This is a genomic window from Ectopseudomonas composti (genome assembly GCF_900115475.1).
GTDB lineage: Bacteria > Pseudomonadota > Gammaproteobacteria > Pseudomonadales > Pseudomonadaceae > Aquipseudomonas > Aquipseudomonas composti.
In genome coordinates this window covers 1-18,056 of sequence record NZ_FOWP01000010.1, presented here as the reverse complement: position 1 = coordinate 18,056, position 18,056 = coordinate 1, and the positions used below count along the sequence as shown (strand labels likewise).

At 62.6% G+C, this 18,056-nt stretch carries 21 protein-coding genes; 8 read left to right on the top strand and 13 right to left on the bottom strand.

Annotated features, from left to right (window positions below; genetic code table 11):
* The first annotated feature begins 14 nt into the window (after positions 1-14).
* The 4 genes from BM059_RS17395 to glyA are packed head-to-tail and all read left to right on the top strand — an operon-like array spanning position 15 to position 4,570.
* The gene (locus BM059_RS17395; protein WP_074940487.1) at positions 15-1,256 is read left to right on the top strand and encodes a benzoate/H(+) symporter BenE family transporter; all 1,242 of its coding nucleotides are present in this window, start codon (positions 15-17) and stop codon (positions 1,254-1,256) included.
* Positions 1,256-2,065, top strand: coding sequence for a YggS family pyridoxal phosphate-dependent enzyme (locus tag BM059_RS17390; RefSeq protein ID WP_074940485.1), 810 nt, complete (start codon positions 1,256-1,258; stop codon positions 2,063-2,065). The genes BM059_RS17395 and BM059_RS17390 overlap by 1 nt, the downstream gene beginning before the upstream one ends.
* Before the next feature lie 31 nt (positions 2,066-2,096).
* Entirely contained in the window at positions 2,097-3,278 is a 1,182-nt protein-coding gene (locus tag BM059_RS17385; protein WP_074940482.1) for an aspartate aminotransferase family protein, read from the top strand.
* 20 nt (positions 3,279-3,298) lie between these two features.
* Positions 3,299-4,570, top strand: a complete 1,272-nt coding sequence (gene glyA, locus BM059_RS17380; RefSeq protein ID WP_074940479.1) for a serine hydroxymethyltransferase — start codon at positions 3,299-3,301, stop codon at positions 4,568-4,570.
* A gap of 136 nt (positions 4,571-4,706) precedes the next feature.
* Here glyA and BM059_RS17375 read toward each other — a convergent pair whose 3' ends face one another.
* Positions 4,707-5,882, bottom strand: a complete 1,176-nt coding sequence (locus BM059_RS17375) for a cyanate transporter (protein ID WP_074940476.1) — start codon at positions 5,880-5,882, stop codon at positions 4,707-4,709.
* Entirely contained in the window at positions 5,879-6,781 is a 903-nt protein-coding gene (locus tag BM059_RS17370; RefSeq protein WP_074940473.1) for a DMT family transporter, read from the bottom strand. The genes BM059_RS17375 and BM059_RS17370 overlap by 4 nt, the downstream gene beginning before the upstream one ends.
* 85 nt (positions 6,782-6,866) lie before the next feature.
* On the opposite strand from BM059_RS17370, the gene BM059_RS17365 reads away from it, so the two are divergent.
* Both BM059_RS17365 and BM059_RS17355 read left to right on the top strand, forming a co-directional pair.
* On the top strand, positions 6,867-7,370 hold the full coding sequence (locus BM059_RS17365; RefSeq protein ID WP_074940470.1) for a MarR family winged helix-turn-helix transcriptional regulator: 504 nt from the start codon (positions 6,867-6,869) through the stop codon (positions 7,368-7,370).
* Between the two features lie 396 nt (positions 7,371-7,766).
* Entirely contained in the window at positions 7,767-8,522 is a 756-nt protein-coding gene (locus BM059_RS17355) for a bestrophin-like domain (protein ID WP_037005418.1), read from the top strand.
* Positions 8,523-8,601: 79 nt separating this feature from the next.
* Here BM059_RS17355 and BM059_RS17350 read toward each other — a convergent pair whose 3' ends face one another.
* On the bottom strand, positions 8,602-9,495 hold the full coding sequence (locus BM059_RS17350) for a LysR family transcriptional regulator (protein WP_074940464.1): 894 nt from the start codon (positions 9,493-9,495) through the stop codon (positions 8,602-8,604).
* A 95-nt stretch (positions 9,496-9,590) separates the two neighbouring features.
* Here BM059_RS17350 and BM059_RS17345 point away from each other — a divergent pair, with 95 nt between their 5' ends.
* Positions 9,591-10,757 carry an MFS transporter gene (locus tag BM059_RS17345; RefSeq protein WP_074940460.1) on the top strand — a complete coding sequence of 389 codons (1,167 nt, stop codon included), beginning with the start codon at positions 9,591-9,593 and terminating at the stop codon, positions 10,755-10,757.
* A 116-nt stretch (positions 10,758-10,873) separates the two neighbouring features.
* Here the strand turns inward: BM059_RS17345 and BM059_RS17340 are convergent, their stop codons facing one another.
* The 3 genes from BM059_RS17340 to BM059_RS17330 form a co-directional block, all read right to left on the bottom strand.
* Complete coding sequence (locus tag BM059_RS17340) at positions 10,874-12,097, bottom strand: flavin monoamine oxidase family protein (protein WP_074940457.1); 1,224 nt, start codon at positions 12,095-12,097, stop codon at positions 10,874-10,876.
* A 422-nt stretch (positions 12,098-12,519) separates the two neighbouring features.
* Positions 12,520-13,293, bottom strand: a complete 774-nt coding sequence (locus BM059_RS17335; protein WP_074940454.1) for an SDR family oxidoreductase — start codon at positions 13,291-13,293, stop codon at positions 12,520-12,522.
* Entirely contained in the window at positions 13,293-13,622 is a 330-nt protein-coding gene (locus BM059_RS17330; protein ID WP_074940452.1) for a nuclear transport factor 2 family protein, read from the bottom strand. The genes BM059_RS17335 and BM059_RS17330 overlap by 1 nt, the downstream gene beginning before the upstream one ends.
* A 116-nt stretch (positions 13,623-13,738) precedes the next feature.
* Here BM059_RS17330 and BM059_RS17325 point away from each other — a divergent pair, with 116 nt between their 5' ends.
* On the top strand, positions 13,739-14,656 hold the full coding sequence (locus BM059_RS17325) for a LysR family transcriptional regulator (RefSeq protein WP_074940449.1): 918 nt from the start codon (positions 13,739-13,741) through the stop codon (positions 14,654-14,656).
* A gap of 396 nt (positions 14,657-15,052) precedes the next feature.
* Here BM059_RS17325 and BM059_RS17320 read toward each other — a convergent pair whose 3' ends face one another.
* From BM059_RS17320 to BM059_RS17290, 7 genes are all read right to left on the bottom strand, one after another.
* Positions 15,053-15,364, bottom strand: a complete 312-nt coding sequence (locus tag BM059_RS17320) for a MafI2 family immunity protein (RefSeq protein ID WP_074940447.1) — start codon at positions 15,362-15,364, stop codon at positions 15,053-15,055.
* 16 nt (positions 15,365-15,380) lie between these two features.
* Entirely contained in the window at positions 15,381-15,737 is a 357-nt protein-coding gene (locus BM059_RS17315) for a hypothetical protein (protein WP_139220758.1), read from the bottom strand.
* Between the two features lie 8 nt (positions 15,738-15,745).
* Positions 15,746-16,087: a DUF6572 domain-containing protein gene (locus tag BM059_RS17310; RefSeq protein ID WP_074940440.1), complete on the bottom strand. Its 342-nt coding sequence runs from the start codon at positions 16,085-16,087 to the stop codon at positions 15,746-15,748.
* 43 nt (positions 16,088-16,130) lie between these two features.
* Complete coding sequence (locus BM059_RS17305; RefSeq protein ID WP_074940437.1) at positions 16,131-16,616, bottom strand: hypothetical protein; 486 nt, start codon at positions 16,614-16,616, stop codon at positions 16,131-16,133.
* Between the two features lie 165 nt (positions 16,617-16,781).
* On the bottom strand, positions 16,782-17,084 hold the full coding sequence (locus tag BM059_RS17300) for a LasR-specific antiactivator QslA (protein WP_074940435.1): 303 nt from the start codon (positions 17,082-17,084) through the stop codon (positions 16,782-16,784).
* Complete coding sequence (locus BM059_RS17295; RefSeq protein ID WP_074940432.1) at positions 17,077-17,319, bottom strand: hypothetical protein; 243 nt, start codon at positions 17,317-17,319, stop codon at positions 17,077-17,079. Before BM059_RS17295 ends, BM059_RS17300 begins: the two co-directional genes overlap by 8 nt.
* Before the next feature lie 545 nt (positions 17,320-17,864).
* Positions 17,865-18,056 (bottom strand): transposase (locus tag BM059_RS17290; RefSeq protein ID WP_074940430.1); only part of this gene is annotated, 192 nt, incomplete at its 5' end.

The window sequence follows — 18,056 nt, the reverse complement described above, 5'->3', positions numbered from 1 at the left end:
GTCCTTGTCAGGCCATGTCTGCCAACCCTTTGTCTTCGTCTATCCGTTTTGGCGATCTCGCTCATCCCGTCGTGGCGGGGCTGATCTCGGTCATCGTCAACTACGGCGGCACCTTCATTCTGGTGTTCCAGGCCGCCAAGGTGGCCGGTCTCAGCCCTGAGCTGACGGCTTCCTGGGTGTGGTCGATCTCCATTGGTGTGGGGGTGACGGGCATCTTTCTGAGCTGGATTGCTCGAGCGCCAATCATCACCGCCTGGTCGACGCCTGCCGCAGCATTTCTGGTGACGGCACTGGCGAGCACGCCTTACGCCGAGGCCGTGGGCGCCTACCTGATCTCGGCGGCGGCATTCGTCCTACTGGGCCTGTCGGGTTGGTTCGAGCGGGTCATCCGCCTGATTCCGAACGGGGTGTCGGCCGGCTTGCTGGCGGGCATCCTGCTGCAGTTCGGCATCGGCGCGTTCGCCAGTGTCAGCCTCGACCCGTTGCTGGCTGGGCTGTTGATCATCGTGTATCTGGTGTTCAAGCGTTTTAGCGCGCGTTATGCCGTGGTCGGCATCCTGCTGTTGGGCCTGGCCTTTCTGTTGTTGCAGACGCGTGTCGACCTGTCTGCAGTGAGCCTGACACTGGCGGCGCCGGTGTTGACCTTGCCGGCGTTTTCCCTCAATGCCCTGCTGAGCGTGGCGCTGCCACTGTTCCTGATCACCCTGACCGGGCAGTACATGCCCGGCATGCTGGTGCTGCGCAACGATGGCTTCACCACCAGCGCCAATCCCATCGTCACCATCACTGGGCTCGGTTCCCTGTTGATGGCGCCATTTGGCTCGCACGCCTTCAATCTTGCTGCAATCACCGCGGCCATCTGTACCGGGCGTGAGGCTCACGAAGACCCGTCAAAACGCTGGATCGCCGGTATCGCCGCCGGGGGGCTGTACATCCTGGTCGGCGTATTCGGCGTCACCTTGGCAGCGGTGTTCATGGCCTTTCCAGCGACCTTCATCAGCACGCTGGCCGGCCTGGCATTGCTCGGCACCATTGGCGGCAGCCTGGCCAGCGCCATGGCCGATGCACGAACCCGCGAGGCCTCGCTGATCACCTTCCTGGCGGCGGCCGCCAACATCAATCTGCTGGGCATCGGCGGTGCGTTCTGGGGGCTGGTGATCGGGCTGCTGGCGTATGCCGTGCTCAATGGGCGGTGGTCACCACGCCCGGCGCAGACCGGCGCGGCGGAGCTACCGGTGAACAAGGGGGTGAGCTGATGCCAGTCGATCATCCCACCTCCACCCGTCACCACCGTCACGGTCGCTACCCCGAGGCCCTCTCGGTGGAAGATTTCCGCCACAACCTGGCCGATGTACAACGGCGCATCGAGGTGGCCTGCCGGCGTGTCGATCGCGACCCGGCCACGGTGCGCCTGCTGCCGGTGAGCAAGACCAAGCCCGAGGCCAGCCTGCGCCTGGCCTATGCCGCCGGCTGCCGGATGCTCGGCGAGAACAAGGTGCAGGAGGCCCATGGCAAGTGGCAGTCCATGCAGGACCTGGGCGACTTGCAATGGTCGGTGATCGGTCACCTGCAGACCAACAAGGCCAAGCTGGTGGCGCGCTTCGCCACGGAATTCCAAGCCCTGGATAGCCTGCGCCTGGCCGAGGCGCTGGATCGCCGCCTGCAGGTCGAAGGCCGTGCACTGGACGTGTTCGTGCAGGTCAACACCTCCGGCGAGGCGAGCAAGTACGGCCTCGCCCCGAAGGATGTAGCGACGTTCGTCCAGGCACTGCCGGCATTTTCCGCGCTGCGGGTGCGCGGGCTGATGACCCTGGCGCTGTTCTCCAGCGAGGCCGAGCGGGTGCGCCAGTGCTTCGTGCGCCTGCGTGAGCTGCGCGATCGACTGCGCGAGGACGCGCCATCTGGCGTCGAGCTGGAGGCGCTGTCGATGGGCATGTCGGGGGATTTCGAGATCGCCATCGAGGAGGGCGCCACGGTGGTGCGCGTCGGCCAGGCGATCTTCGGCGCCCGCGCGCTGCCGGACAGCCACTACTGGCCGGGCGCCGTGCCCGCTGAACAACCCTGATCTTTTCCATTGCTGCCGTGAGGTTCGATCCATGTCCACCGCTCATTCCCATCTGATGCGTGCCTATGCCCGCCAACCGCTGTCCTTCGTTCGTGGCAGCGGTGCGCTGCTGTGGGATGAAGAGGGTGTCGAGTACCTCGATGCCATCGCCGGTGTGGCTGTCACCAGCCTGGGCCATGCTCACCCGGAGATCGCGGCGGTCATCGCCGAGCAGGCGGGGATGCTGCTGCACACCTCCAACGTCTTCCGTATCGATTGGCAAGAGCGGCTGGGCGAGCGCCTTTGCGCGCTCACCGGGATGCAGCGCGCCTTCTTCTGCAACTCGGGGGCCGAGGCCAACGAGGCAGCTCTCAAGCTGGCGCGGTTGCATGGCCAGCGCCGCGGCGTTGCCCAGCCGACGATTCTGGTGATGGACAACGGCTTCCATGGACGCACCCTCGGCACGCTGTCCGCCTCGGGCAACCCAGCCAAGCAGGCCGGTTTCGAGCCATTGCTGGAGGGCTTCGTGCGTATGCCCTACGACGATATCGAAGCTGTTCGTCGGGCTGCCGAGCAGCATCCGGACATCGTCGCGGTGCTGCTCGAACCGGTGCAGGGCGAGGGCGGCATCCGCGTCGCCAGTCGTGCTTATCTGCGTGAATTACGCGCCTTGTGCGACCAGCATGGCTGGCTGTTGATGGTCGATGAAATTCAGTCAGGCATGGGGCGCACCGGCGCCTGGTTCGGCCATCAGCATGCGGGCATCACCGCCGACGTGATGACCCTGGCCAAGGCCCTGGGCAACGGTGTGCCGATTGGCGCTTGCCTGGCACGCGGGGCGGCGGCTGATCTGTTCTCTCCGGGCCTGCATGGCTCCACGTTTGGTGGCAATCCACTGGCGTGCCGGGTGGCTTGCAGCGTGCTCGAGATCATGCAGCGCGAGCGCCTGCCGGAGCGTGCAGCTGTACTGGGTGACCGCCTGCTCGGACGACTGCGGCAGGCGCTGGGCAATCACCCCGAGGTCATTGCCATCCGAGGGCAGGGTCTGATGGTCGGCATCGAACTTAACAGGCCGTGCAAGGAACTGGTGGGAAGGGCGCTGACCGAACAGCGCCTGCTGATCACCGTTACCCGTGACAGCACGATTCGCCTGCTGCCGCCGTTGATCTGCAGCGAGGCGCAGATCGACGAGATCGCGCGGCGTGTTACCCAGTTACTGAAACCTGCGAACTGACCCACAAGGAAATGACCCCCATGTATGACACCGCCCTGAGTCTGGCCGACTTCGACCCTGAACTGGCCGAGGCCGTGCGCCTGGAAGAAGGCCGCCAGGAAGATCACGTCGAACTGATCGCCTCCGAGAACTACGCCAGCCCGCTGGTGATGGCGATGCAGAACTCGGTGTTCACCAACAAGTACGCCGAAGGTTATCCGGGCAAACGCTACTACAGCGGTTGTGAACATGTGGACGTGGCCGAGCGCCTAGCCATCGAGCGGCTCAAGGCGTTGTTCGATTGCGACTACGCCAACGTCCAGCCTCATGCCGGGGCCCAGGCCAACGCGGCGGTATTTCTGGCGTTGACCAACCCTGGCGACACCGTGATGGGCATGAACCTGGCGCAGGGTGGTCACCTGACCCATGGCAATCCGTCCAACTTCTCCGGGCGACATTATCGCATCGTGCCCTATGGCCTCGACCCCGAAACCGGCCTGATCGACTACGAAGAGATGGAGCGTATCGCTCTGGAGACCCGGCCGAAGATGTTGATCGGCGGTTTCTCTGCCTACTCACGCCACAAGGATTGGGCGCGCATGCGCGCCATCGCCGACAGGGTAGGGGCGACCTTCTGGGTGGACATGGCACATGTCGCCGGCCTGGTGGCCGCCGGTGAGTATCCCAGCCCGCTGCCGCATGCCCACGTGGTCACCAGCACCACCCACAAGACCCTGCGCGGCCCGCGTGGCGGCATCATCCTGGCCAAGGGGCAGGGCTACGACTTCTATAAACGGCTCGATTCCGCGGTATTCCCGGGTATCCAGGGTGGGCCGCTGATGCACGTCATCGCTGCCAAGGCCGTGGCCTTCAAGGAGGCGCTGCTGCCTGAATTCAAGGCTTATCAGCGCCAGGTGGTCAGCAACGCCCGGGCCATGGCCGCCGTGCTGCAGCAGCGTGGCTATCGCATCGTCTCGGGGGGCACTGACAACCACCTGATGCTGATCGATCTGTCCGACAAGCCCTATACCGGCAAGGAGGCGGACGCAGCGCTGAGCGATGCGCATATCACCGCTAACAAGAACTCGGTGCCCAACGACCCGCGTTCACCGTTCGTGACCTCGGGGCTGCGCATAGGCACGCCGGCGGTGACCACGCGTGGCTTTGGTATTGCCGAATGCGGACGCCTGGCCGGCTGGCTGTGCGACGTACTGGATTCGCTCGAGGTAGGTGGCAAAGCGCAAATGGAAGTGCGTGACCGGGTGCGCCAGGACGTGACGGAGCTGTGTCGGCGCTTTCCGGTTTATCGCTAGCGGCAGCTAGGGCGGGCGTAGGAAGCGCAGGGCCATAGGGCGTACTCGTGAAGCAGTACGCCGCTCTGGTTTCTAACGCTCGTGGTTGAAATGGATCGGCGGACTGTTCGCTTCGCTCCTGAGTCCGCCCTAGATCCTAGGCAGGTGGCAGGGGGCGAGTATGGAAGCGGCCGCTGCCCGGCTTGAAGCGGGCGGCCATGCTCATCAGCACCAGGGTAGCAGCGGCCATTGCCAGCCAACTCAGGCGCAGGTCGGCGGTGTACTGGCGCAGCAGGCCTGCCAGGAATGGCGCTGTGGCGGCGATCAGGTAGCCGCCGCCCTGCACGAAGGCCAGTAGGTCGCCGGTCTGGCGCGGGTCGTCCAGGTGATCCTGGGCCACCACCAGCGATAGCGGAAACAGCGCGCCGATGCCCACGCCCAGCAGCAGGCAGATTGGCACTACCAGTTGCAGCGGCGCGAAGATCAGGCCGAGCAGACCCGCCAGCAGCGCCAGTAACACCACCGCCAGCAGTGCACGCCGATCCGGGTAGCGCGGCAGCAGGCTCGATACCAGCAGGCCGGCGAACACCTCGCAGAGCGTCAGCGCCGCCAGCAGCAGCCCGCTGGACTGCGCGCTCCAGCCCAGTGCTGTGTAGTACGGCGGCAACCAGGCCAGTACCAGCGTATAACCGGCGGTGCCCACACCGAAGAAACTCATCAGCAACCATGCCCTGGGTGAACGCCAGACATCCAGATGAGGCAGCGTTTGCGCTGCCATCGCGGCCTGTGCGGGCGCCGTGCGTTGCCAGAATGCTGCCGCGAGCACGGCAGGCAGCGTCCAGCTCGCCAGCGCCCATGACCAGCCCAGCGACTGCGCCAGCCAAGGCGTCAGCGCTGCACCGAAGGCCGCGCCGCCCATGATCGCGCAGCTATAGAAACCGATCAGGCGACCACTGTCGGCGGCAAAGCGCGACTTGATCAAACCCGGCAGTAATGCCTGGACGAAGGCGATCCCGGCGCCAGCCAGCAGTGCGGTGGCAATCAGGGTGGTGGCATCTGGTAGCACGCCGCGCAGCAGACAGGCGAGAGCGATCAGCAGTACGCCGAAGAGAATCCCGTTGCGTTCGCCAAGGCGCTGGCGCAACAGACCAGCGGCCAGGGCGCCGAGACCCATGATCACCACGGGCAGGCTGGTCAGCAGGCTGGCACCGATATGATCCAGGCCGCTATCTAGCTGGATACGGTCGAGCAACGGGCCGATGGCCGCCAACACTGGGCGCAGGTTCAGACCGAGCAGAACGATGGCGATCAGCAGCAGGGGCTGGCGCTTCATGCTTGTGTTTCCTTCGCCCCACCCCAGGCCACCAGCAGTACGCCGCCGATGATGCACAGCGCCGCCAACAGCATGCTCAGGCTGCCCTGTTCGCCGAGTAGGCCGATGGCGATGGCCGCACCGGTGATTGCTGCCACCGAGCCGATCTGGCTGAGAAACACCGTGCCGGCCAGGTTCTGCAGAACGAAGAACAGCGCATAGACGGCCGCGAACAGCAGCATCTGCAAGGCCAGCAGGCCCACTGCCGCAGTACCTTCCAGGCGGGGTGCGAGGTCGACGCCGAACAGGCCCAGCGGCACCAGCAGCAGCGCGCCGCCGAGCAGCATGCCGGGGGCCAGGGACAGCGGGCTGGCACCTTTCGGCCAGTAGCGAGCGCGGTAGATATTGCCGAGCGCCAGGAATACCGGCACGCAGAGCGCCGCCAGTACCCATAACAGGGGGCTGTCGCCGGCGTTGAGCTTGCCCAGCGCCAGCAACAGGCTGCCGGCCAGGCCGATGCAGATGCCCAGCAGACGAATGCGGCTCAGCCCTTCCATGCGCAAGGCCAGGGCCAGCAGATAAGTGATCAGCGGTGGGAAGGCCAGGCACATCGAGGCGAAACCGGCACCGACATGACCAATCGAGCTGAACAGCAAACCGTTCGGTACGGCGATGCTGAGTAGCCCCGACGCCAGGTAATAACCCAGCAACCCAGGGCTGATGCCGGGGCGCTCGCCGCGTAGCCAGGTGAACAGCAACAGCAGCAAGCCGCCGCCCAACAGGCTCCAGAGCAGGTAGGCCATGGCTGACCAGCCGACGTTGCCGGCCAGTTTCACCAGGATGCTGGTCAGCCCCATCAGTGCGCCGATGGTGAGCAATAATGACAAGGCGAGAACGGGACGAAATTGGGAGCCGGGCATGCAGCTGTCTCCTGAGAGTGAATGCGTTACGATGCAAACATTCTTTTTGAAAAGTATCTTGATGGCAAGATAAATCGAGGGCGATATGCAAGACCGCGCACAATTGGCTGCCGAACAATGGCTTCGACAGCGGCCAGATCTGGATGGTTTTTCCATGGCGGTGATCGGCCGCCTGGGCGAGCTCAGCCAGGTGATCAGCCGCGATCACCTGCTGCCATTCTTCGCCGCGCACGGCCTGCAGGCCGGTGAGTTCGACCTGCTCGCGACCTTGCGCCGCTCGGGTGAGCCCTATGCGCTGATGCCCACGGTGCTGTACGAGAGCGCGATGATTTCCTCAGGCGGCATGACCAGCCGCATCGACCGTTTGGAAAAGGCCGGGTTGATCGAGCGGCGCAAACACCCCAGCGACCGCCGTGGCGTGCTCGTGGCGCTGACGCCGGCCGGCTTTGAATTGATCGACGGCATGCTCGCGGCCCATGTGGCCAACCTGCAGCGCGTGCTTTCAGGGCTAACCGCCGACGAGCAGCGAACGTTGCATGAATTGAATGGCAAGGTGTTGGCAGGGTTGGTGGAGCGAGACGGGGAGTAGTTGTGTTGATGGCTCCCACGCTCCGGCGTGGTAGCAAGCCCGTGACGCTCTGCGTCACAGCACAGCGTGTAACTGCCCGTGGTGGACACTGGAGCGTCGAGGGCTGCATTCCCACGCAGAGCGTGGGAAAGATCATGAAATTGAATGGCAAGGTGTTGGCGGATTTGGCGCAGAAGGGCGTCGAGTGATCGACGTGTTCGATAGCTCCCGCCCTCGTGAGTGCGAGGCCATGACGCCCTGAGTGCTGCCCAGCGTGTGGACGCCGGATGGCATTGCCACGCAGCGCGTGGGAGTGCTCAAGATGTACTCAGCCGCCGCGAGGGTTGAAGCCCTGGAGTTGACGCTTCAGCGTTTTGAGCCACGATCTTCTGGCGGTATAGCGAAATAGGCGCACATATGGAATCGGTCTGGATCGCAGCGGGTGTCTTCGTATGTCTGTTGTCGGCATCCCTGCTCATGATGCATTGGTACCCCAAACTCTCGGCTCGTCACCGAGATGAAGAGACCAACACAGTGGTTCGCCTGGTCGCCAATATCTTTGTGGTCATGACCTCGCTGGTGTTCGGCCTGATGATCAATTCGGCCAAGAACACCTTCGAAGCGATCGACACCAACATGCACGCCTACGCGACCAGCCTGATCATTTTCGATCGAACCCTGAAGACCTACGGTGACCGGGCGCAGGACACGCGCGAACACCTGGCCGCCTACGTGGAGCACGCTATCGCCAATCCTTATCGCGGCGATGAAGCACTTCAGCATCGAGCGAGTCCCGCTACTCAGTTTCTGGATGACATCGGTGTGGTCCTGGCTGCCATCAGGCCCGAAACTCGTTATCAAGAAACCATGCTCAGTGACCTTCGCCAGCAGTACCACTCACTCATAGAACAGCGTTGGCGAATCGTGGAGCAGTCCGAAGGGACGATACCGATGCCTCTCATCGGCATGCTCGTCGCCTGGATGACGCTGATCTACGCCAGCTTTGGCTATCGCGCGCCGAACAACCCGATGGTGATTGGCATGTTCGCCTTGTCTGCACTGCTGATTGCCGCCTCCGTGTACCTGGTTCTGGACATGGACATTCCTTTCCACGGGCCGATACAGATATCAGACGCACCATTGCGCAGAGCCTTGGCGGAAATGCAGATGTAGTCCGGGTTTCCTAGAGAGCGCAGCCATCCGTGAGGGGGAGGGCCAAGCGCAGTGGTCCAGTGCCAAGCACTCGTTCCGCTCACATACAGTGATGTTCCAGCAGGAAATCCACGAATACCCGCACCCGTGCCGGCATCGCCGAGCCGCCGACGAACACCGCATGAATCGGCTCCCGATCACCGGGGTTGAAGGCTTGCAGCAGCGGCACTAAGTCGCCGCGCTGCAGGTCCTCTGCGACGCTGAATTCGCCGATGCGTGCGATGCCGGCGCCGACCCGGGCGAACTGCGCCAGCGCCTCGCCGCTGCTGCATTCGATATTGCCGCAGACCTTGAGCGAGAACGCCTGGCCGTCACGGATGAACGGCCAGTTGGGTTCGGCGCGGCGGAAGTTGAAACGCAGGCAGTTGTGCTGCAGCAGGTCTTCCGGTTGCTGCGGCGTGCCATGGCGCTCTAGGTAATCGGGGGAGGCCACCACCACCTGGCCGGTTTCGCCGACCTTGCGGGCGGTCAGCGGGCTGTCCGGCAGATGGCCGAAACGCACGGCCACGTCAGCTTGGCCGCCGAGGATGTCGACCACTTCGTCGCCCAGGCTGAGGTCGACGGTAATGTTCGGGTAGCGCGCGCTGAAGGCTGCCACCAGCGGCACGATGGCCAGCCGGCCATGACCGAGTGCGGCGCTGACGCGCAAGCGACCCCGTGGCACACCCTGATCGGCGATGGCTTCTTCGACTTCCGCCATATCGGCAAGGATGCGCCGGGCGCCGCGCAAGTACGCCTCGCCCTCGGCGGTAAAGGTGATCGCGCGGGTGGTGCGCAGTAGCAGGCGGGTGCCGAGACGCTGTTCGGTGCGCGCGATGATCCGGCTGACCGCCGAGGGCGTCAGCCCCAGTGCACGTGCGGCGGCCGACAGGCTGCCTTGCTCCGCCACGGTGGCGAACACCACCATGTCGCCTGACCTGCCGTTGAAGTCCATTTGTGCTCCGTAAGCAAAGGTGTTTGCCAGAAATGCCATCTACCGCCGTCGAGGTTTGGATCCTAGCATTCGCGGCATAGATGAGGAGCCTTTCCATGCGTATCAATCCACCACTCGTTGCACTCTCCATCGGGGCCTTTGGCATCGGTGTCACCGAGTTCGCCCCTATGGGCATGTTGCCCGGCATCGCCAGCGATCTCGGTGTTTCCATTCCTGCTGCCGGCCTGCTGGTCAGCGCCTACGCGCTGGGCGTGCTGCTCGGCGCGCCACTGATGACCCTGACCACCGGCCGGATTCCCCGGCGCTACCTGCTGATCGGGCTGATGGCCATCTTCACCCTGGGCAACCTGATGTCGGCGTTGGCGACTGACTACACCAGCCTGCTGATCGCGCGGGTGGTCACCTCACTGAACCACGGCGCCTTCTTCGGCGTTGGCTCCATCGTCGCCGCCAGCGTGGTCGCACCAGACAAACGCGCAGGGGCGGTGGCAGCGATGTTCATGGGCCTGACCCTGGCGACCATCGGCGGCGTGCCGCTGGCGGCCTGGTTCGGTGAAGTGCTCGGCTGGCGCACGGCGTTCTGGGGCATTACCGGCCTCGGTGTATTGGCCATGCTCGCGCTGTGGTTCGCCCTGCCCAACGTGCCGCTGCCGAAAAGCGACGGCGTGCTGGCAGAAATCCGCGTGCTGGGCCGTGGCCCGGTGCTGGCAGCCCTGGCCCTGACCGTGATCGGCTCCAGCGCGATGTTCACCGTGTTCACCTATATCGCACCGATCCTCAGCAGTGAGACCCAGGCGTCCACCGCTTTCATCACCGCCATGCTGGTGCTGTACGGCATCGGCCTGACGTTGGGCAACGTGTGGGGTGGCAAGGCCGCGGATCGCTCCATCGACCGCACCCTGATCGTCTCGCTGAGCGCGCTGATTCTGGTCTTGCTGGCCTTCACCGTGCTAATGCGCTGGCCGCTGCCGGCCGCCGTGGCCATCCTGATCTGGGGCATCGCCAGCTTCGCCATCGTGCCTCCATTGCAGATGCGCGTGATGGAAGCCGCCAAGGAAGCGCCCAACCTGGCCTCGGCAGTGAATATCGGTGCCTTCAACCTGGGCAACGCCATTGGTGCGGCACTGGGCGGTGCGGTGATCAACGCTGGTTTGGGCTATCCGGCGATCTCCCTGGCCGGTGCAGCGATGGCGGGGGTAGGGCTGCTGATGGTGCTGGGGTTTGCCTGGCGTTCCAGGGCGGTGGCTCCGGCGGTGGTGTAGGGGACGTGAGGTAGGAGAAAGGCTTACTGACGGCCAAGTGCGTAGGGCGTACGGGGGGGCGATCCGATCCACCCGGCGCGCTACGCACTGCCAGTGTTTGCTTTCGATGCCAGCGCTCACTGCGCGGCATCGATGGCCTTGGCCCAGGCCTGTAAGGCGTCTCGAGCGGCCAAGGCGATCTCCTTGTCGCTCCGGCCGGTGAATTCACGCTCCAGCGCATCCGCCGCGATCAAGCCGGCGATGGTTGGCTTACCGACTGCGTCGGTCAGGTCCAGCCACTCAACCCAGCTCGCAGGCGTGTCGTACCAACGCAGGTAGCCGGTCGGCGAGCGCGGCCACCAACGCTGCTCGAACTGCAGCACGACCTTTTCCAGCTTACCCATGCCCAGGTGGGCCAGCGCATCGCGTTGGGCCGGCGGCAGTTCGGGGAGAAAGTGCAGGGTTTTGATTACGCCGAGCGGCACGGTGCAGATGCAGAAGTCGCCGCGCTCGTCATTGATGCGCAGCTCGTCGTCGCGCCAGTCGATCTGGCTGACGGGCTGGCTCAAGCGGATGTCGAGCCCGCTGGCCAGGTGCTCGATGATCTGGCTGTAGCCGCCGGGTAGAAAACGATCTTCGTTACCGACGCCTTCCTCGTCGAGTGATGCCACCGAAAGCTGGGTAAGCGGCAGGCAGGCCTCGATAATCAGGTTGCCGTCGATCGCATAACGCGTTGCCCGGGCTTGGTCCGGCTCCAGACCCGCCAGGTAGCGCTCGATGCCTGCAGCCAGGGGCAGGCTGCGGTCGACACCTTTGCGTAACGCCTGCCAGGCTTCATCGATACCCTGAACCGGCCCGTCGCTGGCGGCAGACAGCGGTTGACTGAAATCGGTCGCCACCATGTTTATCCCAAGGTGCTCCGCTTCGCGCGCCAATGTGTTGTCCGCGAACTGCTGCAGCCAGGCCGCTCCGACGTCGACGGTCACCTCGCCCAGTTGCAGGCTGTGGGTGCGCCCGCCAACGCGCTCACGCGCCTCGATCACCACGCAGTCGATACCATTGGCGCGCAGATGACGGGCGGCACCGAGGCCAGCGCAGCCCGCACCTATCACGATCACTCGCCGGGCTCCGGCCTGGACGGCGAGGCGGGCCGCGCGAATGCCGTCGTCCCAGGCGCCGTGGGTCATGGCTGGCGCCTCGGGATTGCAGGCTTCACCAGCGATGACGAGGCGCCCATCCAGGCACTCGCCCAGCACAAATCGATGTTGCGGCCTGCCGTCAGGTAACAGGGTGCTGTATGCCCCCAGGCTGTAGGCATCGTCACGCCAGTGGGTGACGTGCCAGGCGGTGGGGTGATACATGAAAAACTCCCTTTCAATATGGTGCCTGTCATGGCGTCAGGCGCGCGGCGGAATATCTCAGTTGCCGTGATCGATGGCCAGATACTTGAGTGCAATCAGCACAGGCCGCAATGTTGAATTCCTGCAAAAGTAGTCTGGTGTGAGCATGGCGATACCACGCAATTGCCAGTTGCGGACGCTGGAGTGTCGAGGGCTGCGTTTCCACGCAGAGCGTGTCTACCCGGTTGCGGGACTTCTCGCTGGCGCTGCTATCCCAGGTGCTGAGTTCTTTCTAGTATCGACGGTGCTTTACGCAAAGGTGGACAAGCTTCGCGTTGTCCACCCTACATCGCGCTTCAGCGTAGGGTGGATGACGCTTTTCTCATCCACCGTTACTGCGGATGTCCGGGTACTTGTTGGCGGTTACTCCCGCCAGGCTCCCGCTAAACCGTCGGCACCGTCCCTCCATCGATGACGAATTCAGTACCAGTGATGGACGCGGCGCGGGGGGAGGCTAGGAAGGCGATGAGATCCGCCACTTCGTCCGGCCTGGATGGGCGACCGAGAGGGATGCCGCCCAGGGCCTGCATGATGAGTCGCTTGCCGCCTTCATAGTCGGTGCCGGCCTCCTGCGCGAGCCGCTCGGCCAGGGCGACCGACGCTTCAGTTTCGACCCAGCCCGGCGATACCCGCACCACCCGGACACCCTGGGTCGAGACTTCTTTCGACAGGCTCTTGCTGTAAGTGGCGAGCGCCGCCTTGGCTGCGGCGTAGGCGGTGGTGGCTTCTGCCAGCGGCAGTCGGCTCTGGATCGAGGTCACATGAACGATGACGCCTGCCTGGTGTGCAAGCATCATCGGGAGCAGGGCGCGATCAAGGCGCACGGCCGGCAGCAGATTGAGATCGAATTCGCGCTGCCACTGATCATCGTCCAGCGCCGCGAAGCCGCCCGCGGGGGCCGATGAGCCGCCCAGCACATGGATGATGATGTCCACCTTGCCCAGGCGCTTGCGTGCTTCCTCGACCAGGGCGTCGCAGCCTTCACGCGTCGACAGATCGGCCTGAATGAACAGTTCATCCGGCAGGTCATGGTTCACCTGGCGCGCCGAAGTCAGCACCTTGGCGCCTTTCGCGATGAAGCGGTTCACCACCGCGCGACCGACGCCCTTGGTACCGCCGGTGACCAGTACGTGCTTATCGTTCAGGTCGAGGTTCATCACGGTGCGATCTCCAGTGAGCGAATCTGGCCATCCGTGAGTGCGAACAGGTGTTTGAGCAGCACCGGGCTGCCGGGGAAGTCGCCCGCTACGCGTGCGGTGACGGTCAATGCATCGTCTCGCTGTGAGGCATCCACGGGCTCGACGCGGTAGCTGAAGGCCTGCCGAGCCTCCCGTTGCCAGGCCAGGATGGCGTCGATGCCCTGGTGCGTGCGTTTCTCGTCGATCACCGTCGCGTCCGCGTGGAAGCATGTGGCAAGGCGTGCCGGGTCGTCGCCATTGCTGATGGCGAAGTAGGTGTTCACGGCTTCGGGCAGTTGCAGACTCATGGCCTGATTTCCTCTCGTAGTGGGTAGGGCGCTACGGGAGTGATCTTGCTGCTCGATGGATAATTTGCTCAACTGGGACAGAATTAATGACTCGTCCCGAATATCAGGATAATCCAATGGCCGACCCGCGCCTGGGCCTCAACGAATTGGAAGCGGTGCTGGCCGTGGCTCGCCGGGCCTCGTTCCGCCAGGCCGCCATCGATCTCGATGTGTCCACCACCGCCTTGAGCAACACCATCGCCAAGCTGGAGACCAGCCTGGAAACCCGCCTGTTCAATCGCACCACGCGCAGTGTGTCGCTGACCGAGGCGGGGGCGCTGTACCTGGAGCAGGTCGGGCCGGCGTTGCAGGACGTTCGTACGGCGCTTGAAGCGGTGCGTTCGCATAATGCCGGGCCGGCGGGGACGCTGCGCATCAATGCGTTTGCCAGTGCGGCCCGCGCAACCCTGATGCCCTTGGTGCTGGAGTTTCTGCAGCGCTATCCGCACGTACACATCGACATGGTGACCGAAGGCCGTCTGGTGGACATCGTCGCGGGCGGGTTCGACCTCGGGGTGCGCTCGGCGAATCTCGTGCCCAGCGACATGATCGTCATCCCCCTCGGGGCGCCGCAACGTTACGCCGTGGTCGGCACGCCGGGCCACTTCGAACAGCACGGGCGACCGCGCACTCCGGCGGATCTGCTGCGCCATGCCTGCATCCGCATCCGCCTGCCCAACGGTGCGATCTATCCCTGGCAATTCGAGCGGGCAGGGGAGGTGACGAGGCTCGATGTCGCCGGGCCGCTCACGCTCGATGAGTCCGGTGTGGCCAAGGCGGCGGTGCAAGCGGGGGTAGGGCTTGGCTTCTTCATGGAGCAGGACGTGAGGGCTGAAATCGAGGCCGGGCAGTTCGAGCGGGTACTGGAGGGCTGGACGCCGCCTCTGGAAAGGCTGTGCCTGTACTACCCCAATCGCCGCAATCCGTCTGCAGCACTCAAGGCCTTCACTGCCCTGGCGCGGGAGCGCTTGGCCGGCAAGGGCGAACCGCGTTGAGTGCCAGGCGTGGGAGCGGTTTTGCCAAGAGCCGTTTCCCTGGTTCTCACGCGTCTGCGTGAGAACAAGTCTGTGACGTTCTGCGGCACGGCCTAGCGCGCAATTGCTTGTGGTGGACAGTGGAGTGTCGAGGGCTTGCATGCCCACGCAGAGCGTGGGAACGATCAAAATATGAAACCCCTGCGTACTGGCTCTTGGCTGCTCAGATCTGTGAACGGAATACGATGGCTCCCACGCTCCGGCGTGGGAGCAAGCCCGTGACGCTCTGCGTCACAGCGCAACACGCAGCTGCCCGTGGTAAACGCTGGAGCGTCGAGGGCTGCATTCCCACGCAGAGCGTGGGAACGATAAAAACTGGCTCCTTCTTCGGTTCTGCGTAACCGTGGCAGTACTGCGTCACTGCGCTTCGCGCTTGAGAAACACTTTCACGCCTGGTGTTTCTGGGAGCGGCTGGGTTGCAGGGGTCACCAACACCTCGGCTTTGAATCCTGCGCAAGGGATATCGACATCCATCATTCCGACCTCGAAGGTGCTAATGATCTCCTCGATTTCCTCCCGGTCGGTTGCCGAGTCCTTTTCGAGAAAGAAGGAAACAGGCCACACTGGGCGATTCAGATCGATGGCCACCATGCGGACGTTGCTGGAAATGGCGCCGAGCATGGCCTGGGTGAGGATGGCCAAGACCATGTTCTGATCGTCAGTGCTCATGCGGCCTGCAGCCTCGCTATTCAATATGCGTCAGCTCCGGGTATGAGTCTTCTAGCGCACGGACAATATGCTCAAGGTCAGTTTCCACATCCCATGACGAGCTGTCGACGGCACGCAGCAAGAGCCGTTGTTTGCCGCTTTCATCCTTTGCCGTTATCTCCCCGTCGATGATTTGAATGCCAGGTGTGACCAGATGCAGCAGTTGAAAAATGCTGAGCGGCGCTGCTGGGGATAGCGCTTCAAGCTGCTCAGCGCCTGGCTCTGGCGCTACCTCGGTAATTTTGACGTACCACTGGAGATCGGTCAGTGATTTGCCGATGCAAAGCAGTATCTCCGAGAGGCTGATGTAGTGGTCGTCTCGCCAGGCAGACATGGAGTGCTTCATGCTTGGGGTTCAACGCTGTCGACGGTGAATGAGAGTGTTAAACCGGCTTCTTGCAGGACTTGGCTTGCCGTGTCGATAAAGCAAGCCGCATCGGCGGAAAGGGCGTTGGCGAAATCGATACTAACCGCCAGCTCCTTATCTTTTGCTGCTGGGTAAGCGCTGTATATTTCTTGGCTCTCCACGAAGCGAATGTAACCGTTGAGTTTTTCTTGTAGCAGGTAAAGGTGCCTTGGCTCATCTGACCAGTCCAAGTGATCAAATATCTTCAAGATCATATTGCCAGTGCTTTTGTCGATGCCGATTGCATCAATTTTATCTGTGTCTTCGACTGTGCTCATTGAGTTGCTTGGCTGTTCATTAGAAGATTTATCTCAAGGAGTGTTAGATAATTCCGAAGTTTACGAATTTTCCGTGATTCAGCCATGCTGGTAAGTCATCCGTGTATTTTTCAAGTATGCCTATAAGAGAGTTCTTGGACGCTAGAAGGGAATTAGAAAGCATCAATCCATCGGCGAAGCAGGCTTGGAAGAAGTCGTCGCCAGGCTCATCCCATACAGTAGAAATTAACTCTTCAGGAGGCAGGTCGAGAGAGTTTTCAACTAGCGTGTACCAGCCTTCCTCAAGGCTTGAGTGTTGATCGCTCACGTAGACTTGAAAGAGGAAGAATTGGCCGTTTTTCTGCAGATTAATAGCTGGGAAGTCTTGGTTTCCGCGCTCGTTAATGCTGAGCGAAAGATGATCCTCTTCTGAGTGGGAGAAATTTTCAAGTGAGAAGAGGATAAAGTCCAAGCCTTGCCTGATGTCATTGAGTTTGAACTCGATAAAGCGCGTGCTGCCTGGCTTCGGGAATAAGGTTAGTGTGACCATCTTCCTGTGCTCCATGCCATGGGCTGATCCAACCATAGCCGGATCTTACCCGGCGGCCTATGTGCAAAGTCTTGCGCACCGCTTTGTTGCTGTACAGCTTTGTGAACGGTGCACACAAAATACGTTGCCAAACGAAAAGGCGAGGGCATGCCCTCGCCTGAGTCGTTACAGCTGTAACTCCGTTCGCAATGCCTGATGCCTGCCGCCTAGCGGGGAGCACAGGCGCTGGTGGATGCGGCTGAGAAAGCCCAGCTCGAAGGCATGGCGCTGAGCACCCGGCGGGTACAGCTGGCGCTCCAGCAGCAGATTGGCCCAGAGCCAGCCGCTATTGACGTCGTCCAGCCAGGCTTGGGCTGTTTGCACGCCGTGGCCGAAGCTCGCTTGGCAATCTGCATTCCAGCCAAATTCGGCAGGCGGTTGCCCATCATGGCTGGGCAGGTGGGTGAGATAGCGTTGCAGCTCAATCATGCTCGGCCCTCCCGGCTGCCTGGGCGATAGCCCGGCGGTAGAGCACGATCAACTCGCTCAGCAGTGCGTGGGTGGTGCTTGCCAATTCCGGCTCCGGCATCCGCCGCAACAGCTTGGTCAGCAACGCTGCCCGATACTCGGCTGCTGCCTGCAACGGGCAATTGTCGGCTACATGGCTATGCAACGGATTGCATGGTGTAGGGAAGGGGATAACGACGGATTCAGACTTGGTCATGCAGTACCTCCAAAACGGAAGTTGGCACAACAGCCAGCAGCCCAGGGCGGAGCCCTTGGGTAAAAGGGGGATAGTGCATTTTCCTTATGCTCCTCGAACGATTTAAGGAGCCGCCATCCAGCCTTCCTACGGGCGTGGGTGGCGGACCGTGCAAGGGTAGGAATACCGGCGTCCGAGGGAACCGGCCAGGCCGAAGCCTGCCTCACACGGCCCGCCATAAATGCACGAGAAAACAACAGGCACAAAAAAAGCGCCTGCTCTCGACTATGGCGCTACCGCGCCCGGACAGAACGGGTTCCTACACCCGGTCACGGGATTGACCGTGACGGGGCGGACTGTAGCGCGGAGTGGGGGGTAGGGCAAGGTTTTGGATTGGCTGCTATCGGCCCAGAGTGTGTAAAAACACTTTCGTATCGTGGATGCCTCAGCTCAGCGCAGTTGGGCGAGTCGATTGCCCACGCATTTGCCACGATCAGCACCAGTAACGCTCCGGAGCGCTTATGAAGCATTTTAGCGCCACCTGGAGCAGCAAAAGCCAAGGGCTTTTACGCCGCCATTGCCTTCAACAAGCTTTCGGCACCGATGATTCTCATGACCCGCTTCATGTTGTAAGCGAGCACATTCAGACTCATCTCCGCGCTGACGCCGGCCAGCCTACGTGTGAGGAAATGCGTGGATCCCATCCATTGTTTGAGCGTCCCGAAGGGATGCTCAACAGTGCGCTTTCGGACTCGCAT

What these genes read in the sequence shown, in the direction of transcription:
- BM059_RS17395 (WP_074940487.1), top strand. Translation starts at nt 15, where the DNA reads ATGTCTGCCAACCCTTTGTCTTCGTCTATCCGTTTTGGCGATCTCGCT.
- BM059_RS17390 (WP_074940485.1), top strand. Translation starts at nt 1,256, where the DNA reads ATGCCAGTCGATCATCCCACCTCCACCCGTCACCACCGTCACGGTCGC.
- BM059_RS17385 (WP_074940482.1), top strand. Translation starts at nt 2,097, where the DNA reads ATGTCCACCGCTCATTCCCATCTGATGCGTGCCTATGCCCGCCAACCG.
- glyA (WP_074940479.1), top strand. Translation starts at nt 3,299, where the DNA reads ATGTATGACACCGCCCTGAGTCTGGCCGACTTCGACCCTGAACTGGCC.
- BM059_RS17375 (WP_074940476.1), bottom strand. Translation starts at nt 5,882, where the DNA reads ATGAAGCGCCAGCCCCTGCTGCTGATCGCCATCGTTCTGCTCGGTCTG.
- BM059_RS17370 (WP_074940473.1), bottom strand. Translation starts at nt 6,781, where the DNA reads ATGCCCGGCTCCCAATTTCGTCCCGTTCTCGCCTTGTCATTATTGCTC.
- BM059_RS17365 (WP_074940470.1), top strand. Translation starts at nt 6,867, where the DNA reads ATGCAAGACCGCGCACAATTGGCTGCCGAACAATGGCTTCGACAGCGG.
- BM059_RS17355 (WP_037005418.1), top strand. Translation starts at nt 7,767, where the DNA reads ATGGAATCGGTCTGGATCGCAGCGGGTGTCTTCGTATGTCTGTTGTCG.
- BM059_RS17350 (WP_074940464.1), bottom strand. Translation starts at nt 9,495, where the DNA reads ATGGACTTCAACGGCAGGTCAGGCGACATGGTGGTGTTCGCCACCGTG.
- BM059_RS17345 (WP_074940460.1), top strand. Translation starts at nt 9,591, where the DNA reads ATGCGTATCAATCCACCACTCGTTGCACTCTCCATCGGGGCCTTTGGC.
- BM059_RS17340 (WP_074940457.1), bottom strand. Translation starts at nt 12,097, where the DNA reads ATGTATCACCCCACCGCCTGGCACGTCACCCACTGGCGTGACGATGCC.
- BM059_RS17335 (WP_074940454.1), bottom strand. Translation starts at nt 13,293, where the DNA reads ATGAACCTCGACCTGAACGATAAGCACGTACTGGTCACCGGCGGTACC.
- BM059_RS17330 (WP_074940452.1), bottom strand. Translation starts at nt 13,622, where the DNA reads ATGAGTCTGCAACTGCCCGAAGCCGTGAACACCTACTTCGCCATCAGC.
- BM059_RS17325 (WP_074940449.1), top strand. Translation starts at nt 13,739, where the DNA reads ATGGCCGACCCGCGCCTGGGCCTCAACGAATTGGAAGCGGTGCTGGCC.
- BM059_RS17320 (WP_074940447.1), bottom strand. Translation starts at nt 15,364, where the DNA reads ATGAGCACTGACGATCAGAACATGGTCTTGGCCATCCTCACCCAGGCC.
- BM059_RS17315 (WP_139220758.1), bottom strand. Translation starts at nt 15,737, where the DNA reads ATGTCTGCCTGGCGAGACGACCACTACATCAGCCTCTCGGAGATACTG.
- BM059_RS17310 (WP_074940440.1), bottom strand. Translation starts at nt 16,087, where the DNA reads ATGAGCACAGTCGAAGACACAGATAAAATTGATGCAATCGGCATCGAC.
- BM059_RS17305 (WP_074940437.1), bottom strand. Translation starts at nt 16,616, where the DNA reads ATGGTCACACTAACCTTATTCCCGAAGCCAGGCAGCACGCGCTTTATC.
- BM059_RS17300 (WP_074940435.1), bottom strand. Translation starts at nt 17,084, where the DNA reads ATGATTGAGCTGCAACGCTATCTCACCCACCTGCCCAGCCATGATGGG.
- BM059_RS17295 (WP_074940432.1), bottom strand. Translation starts at nt 17,319, where the DNA reads ATGACCAAGTCTGAATCCGTCGTTATCCCCTTCCCTACACCATGCAAT.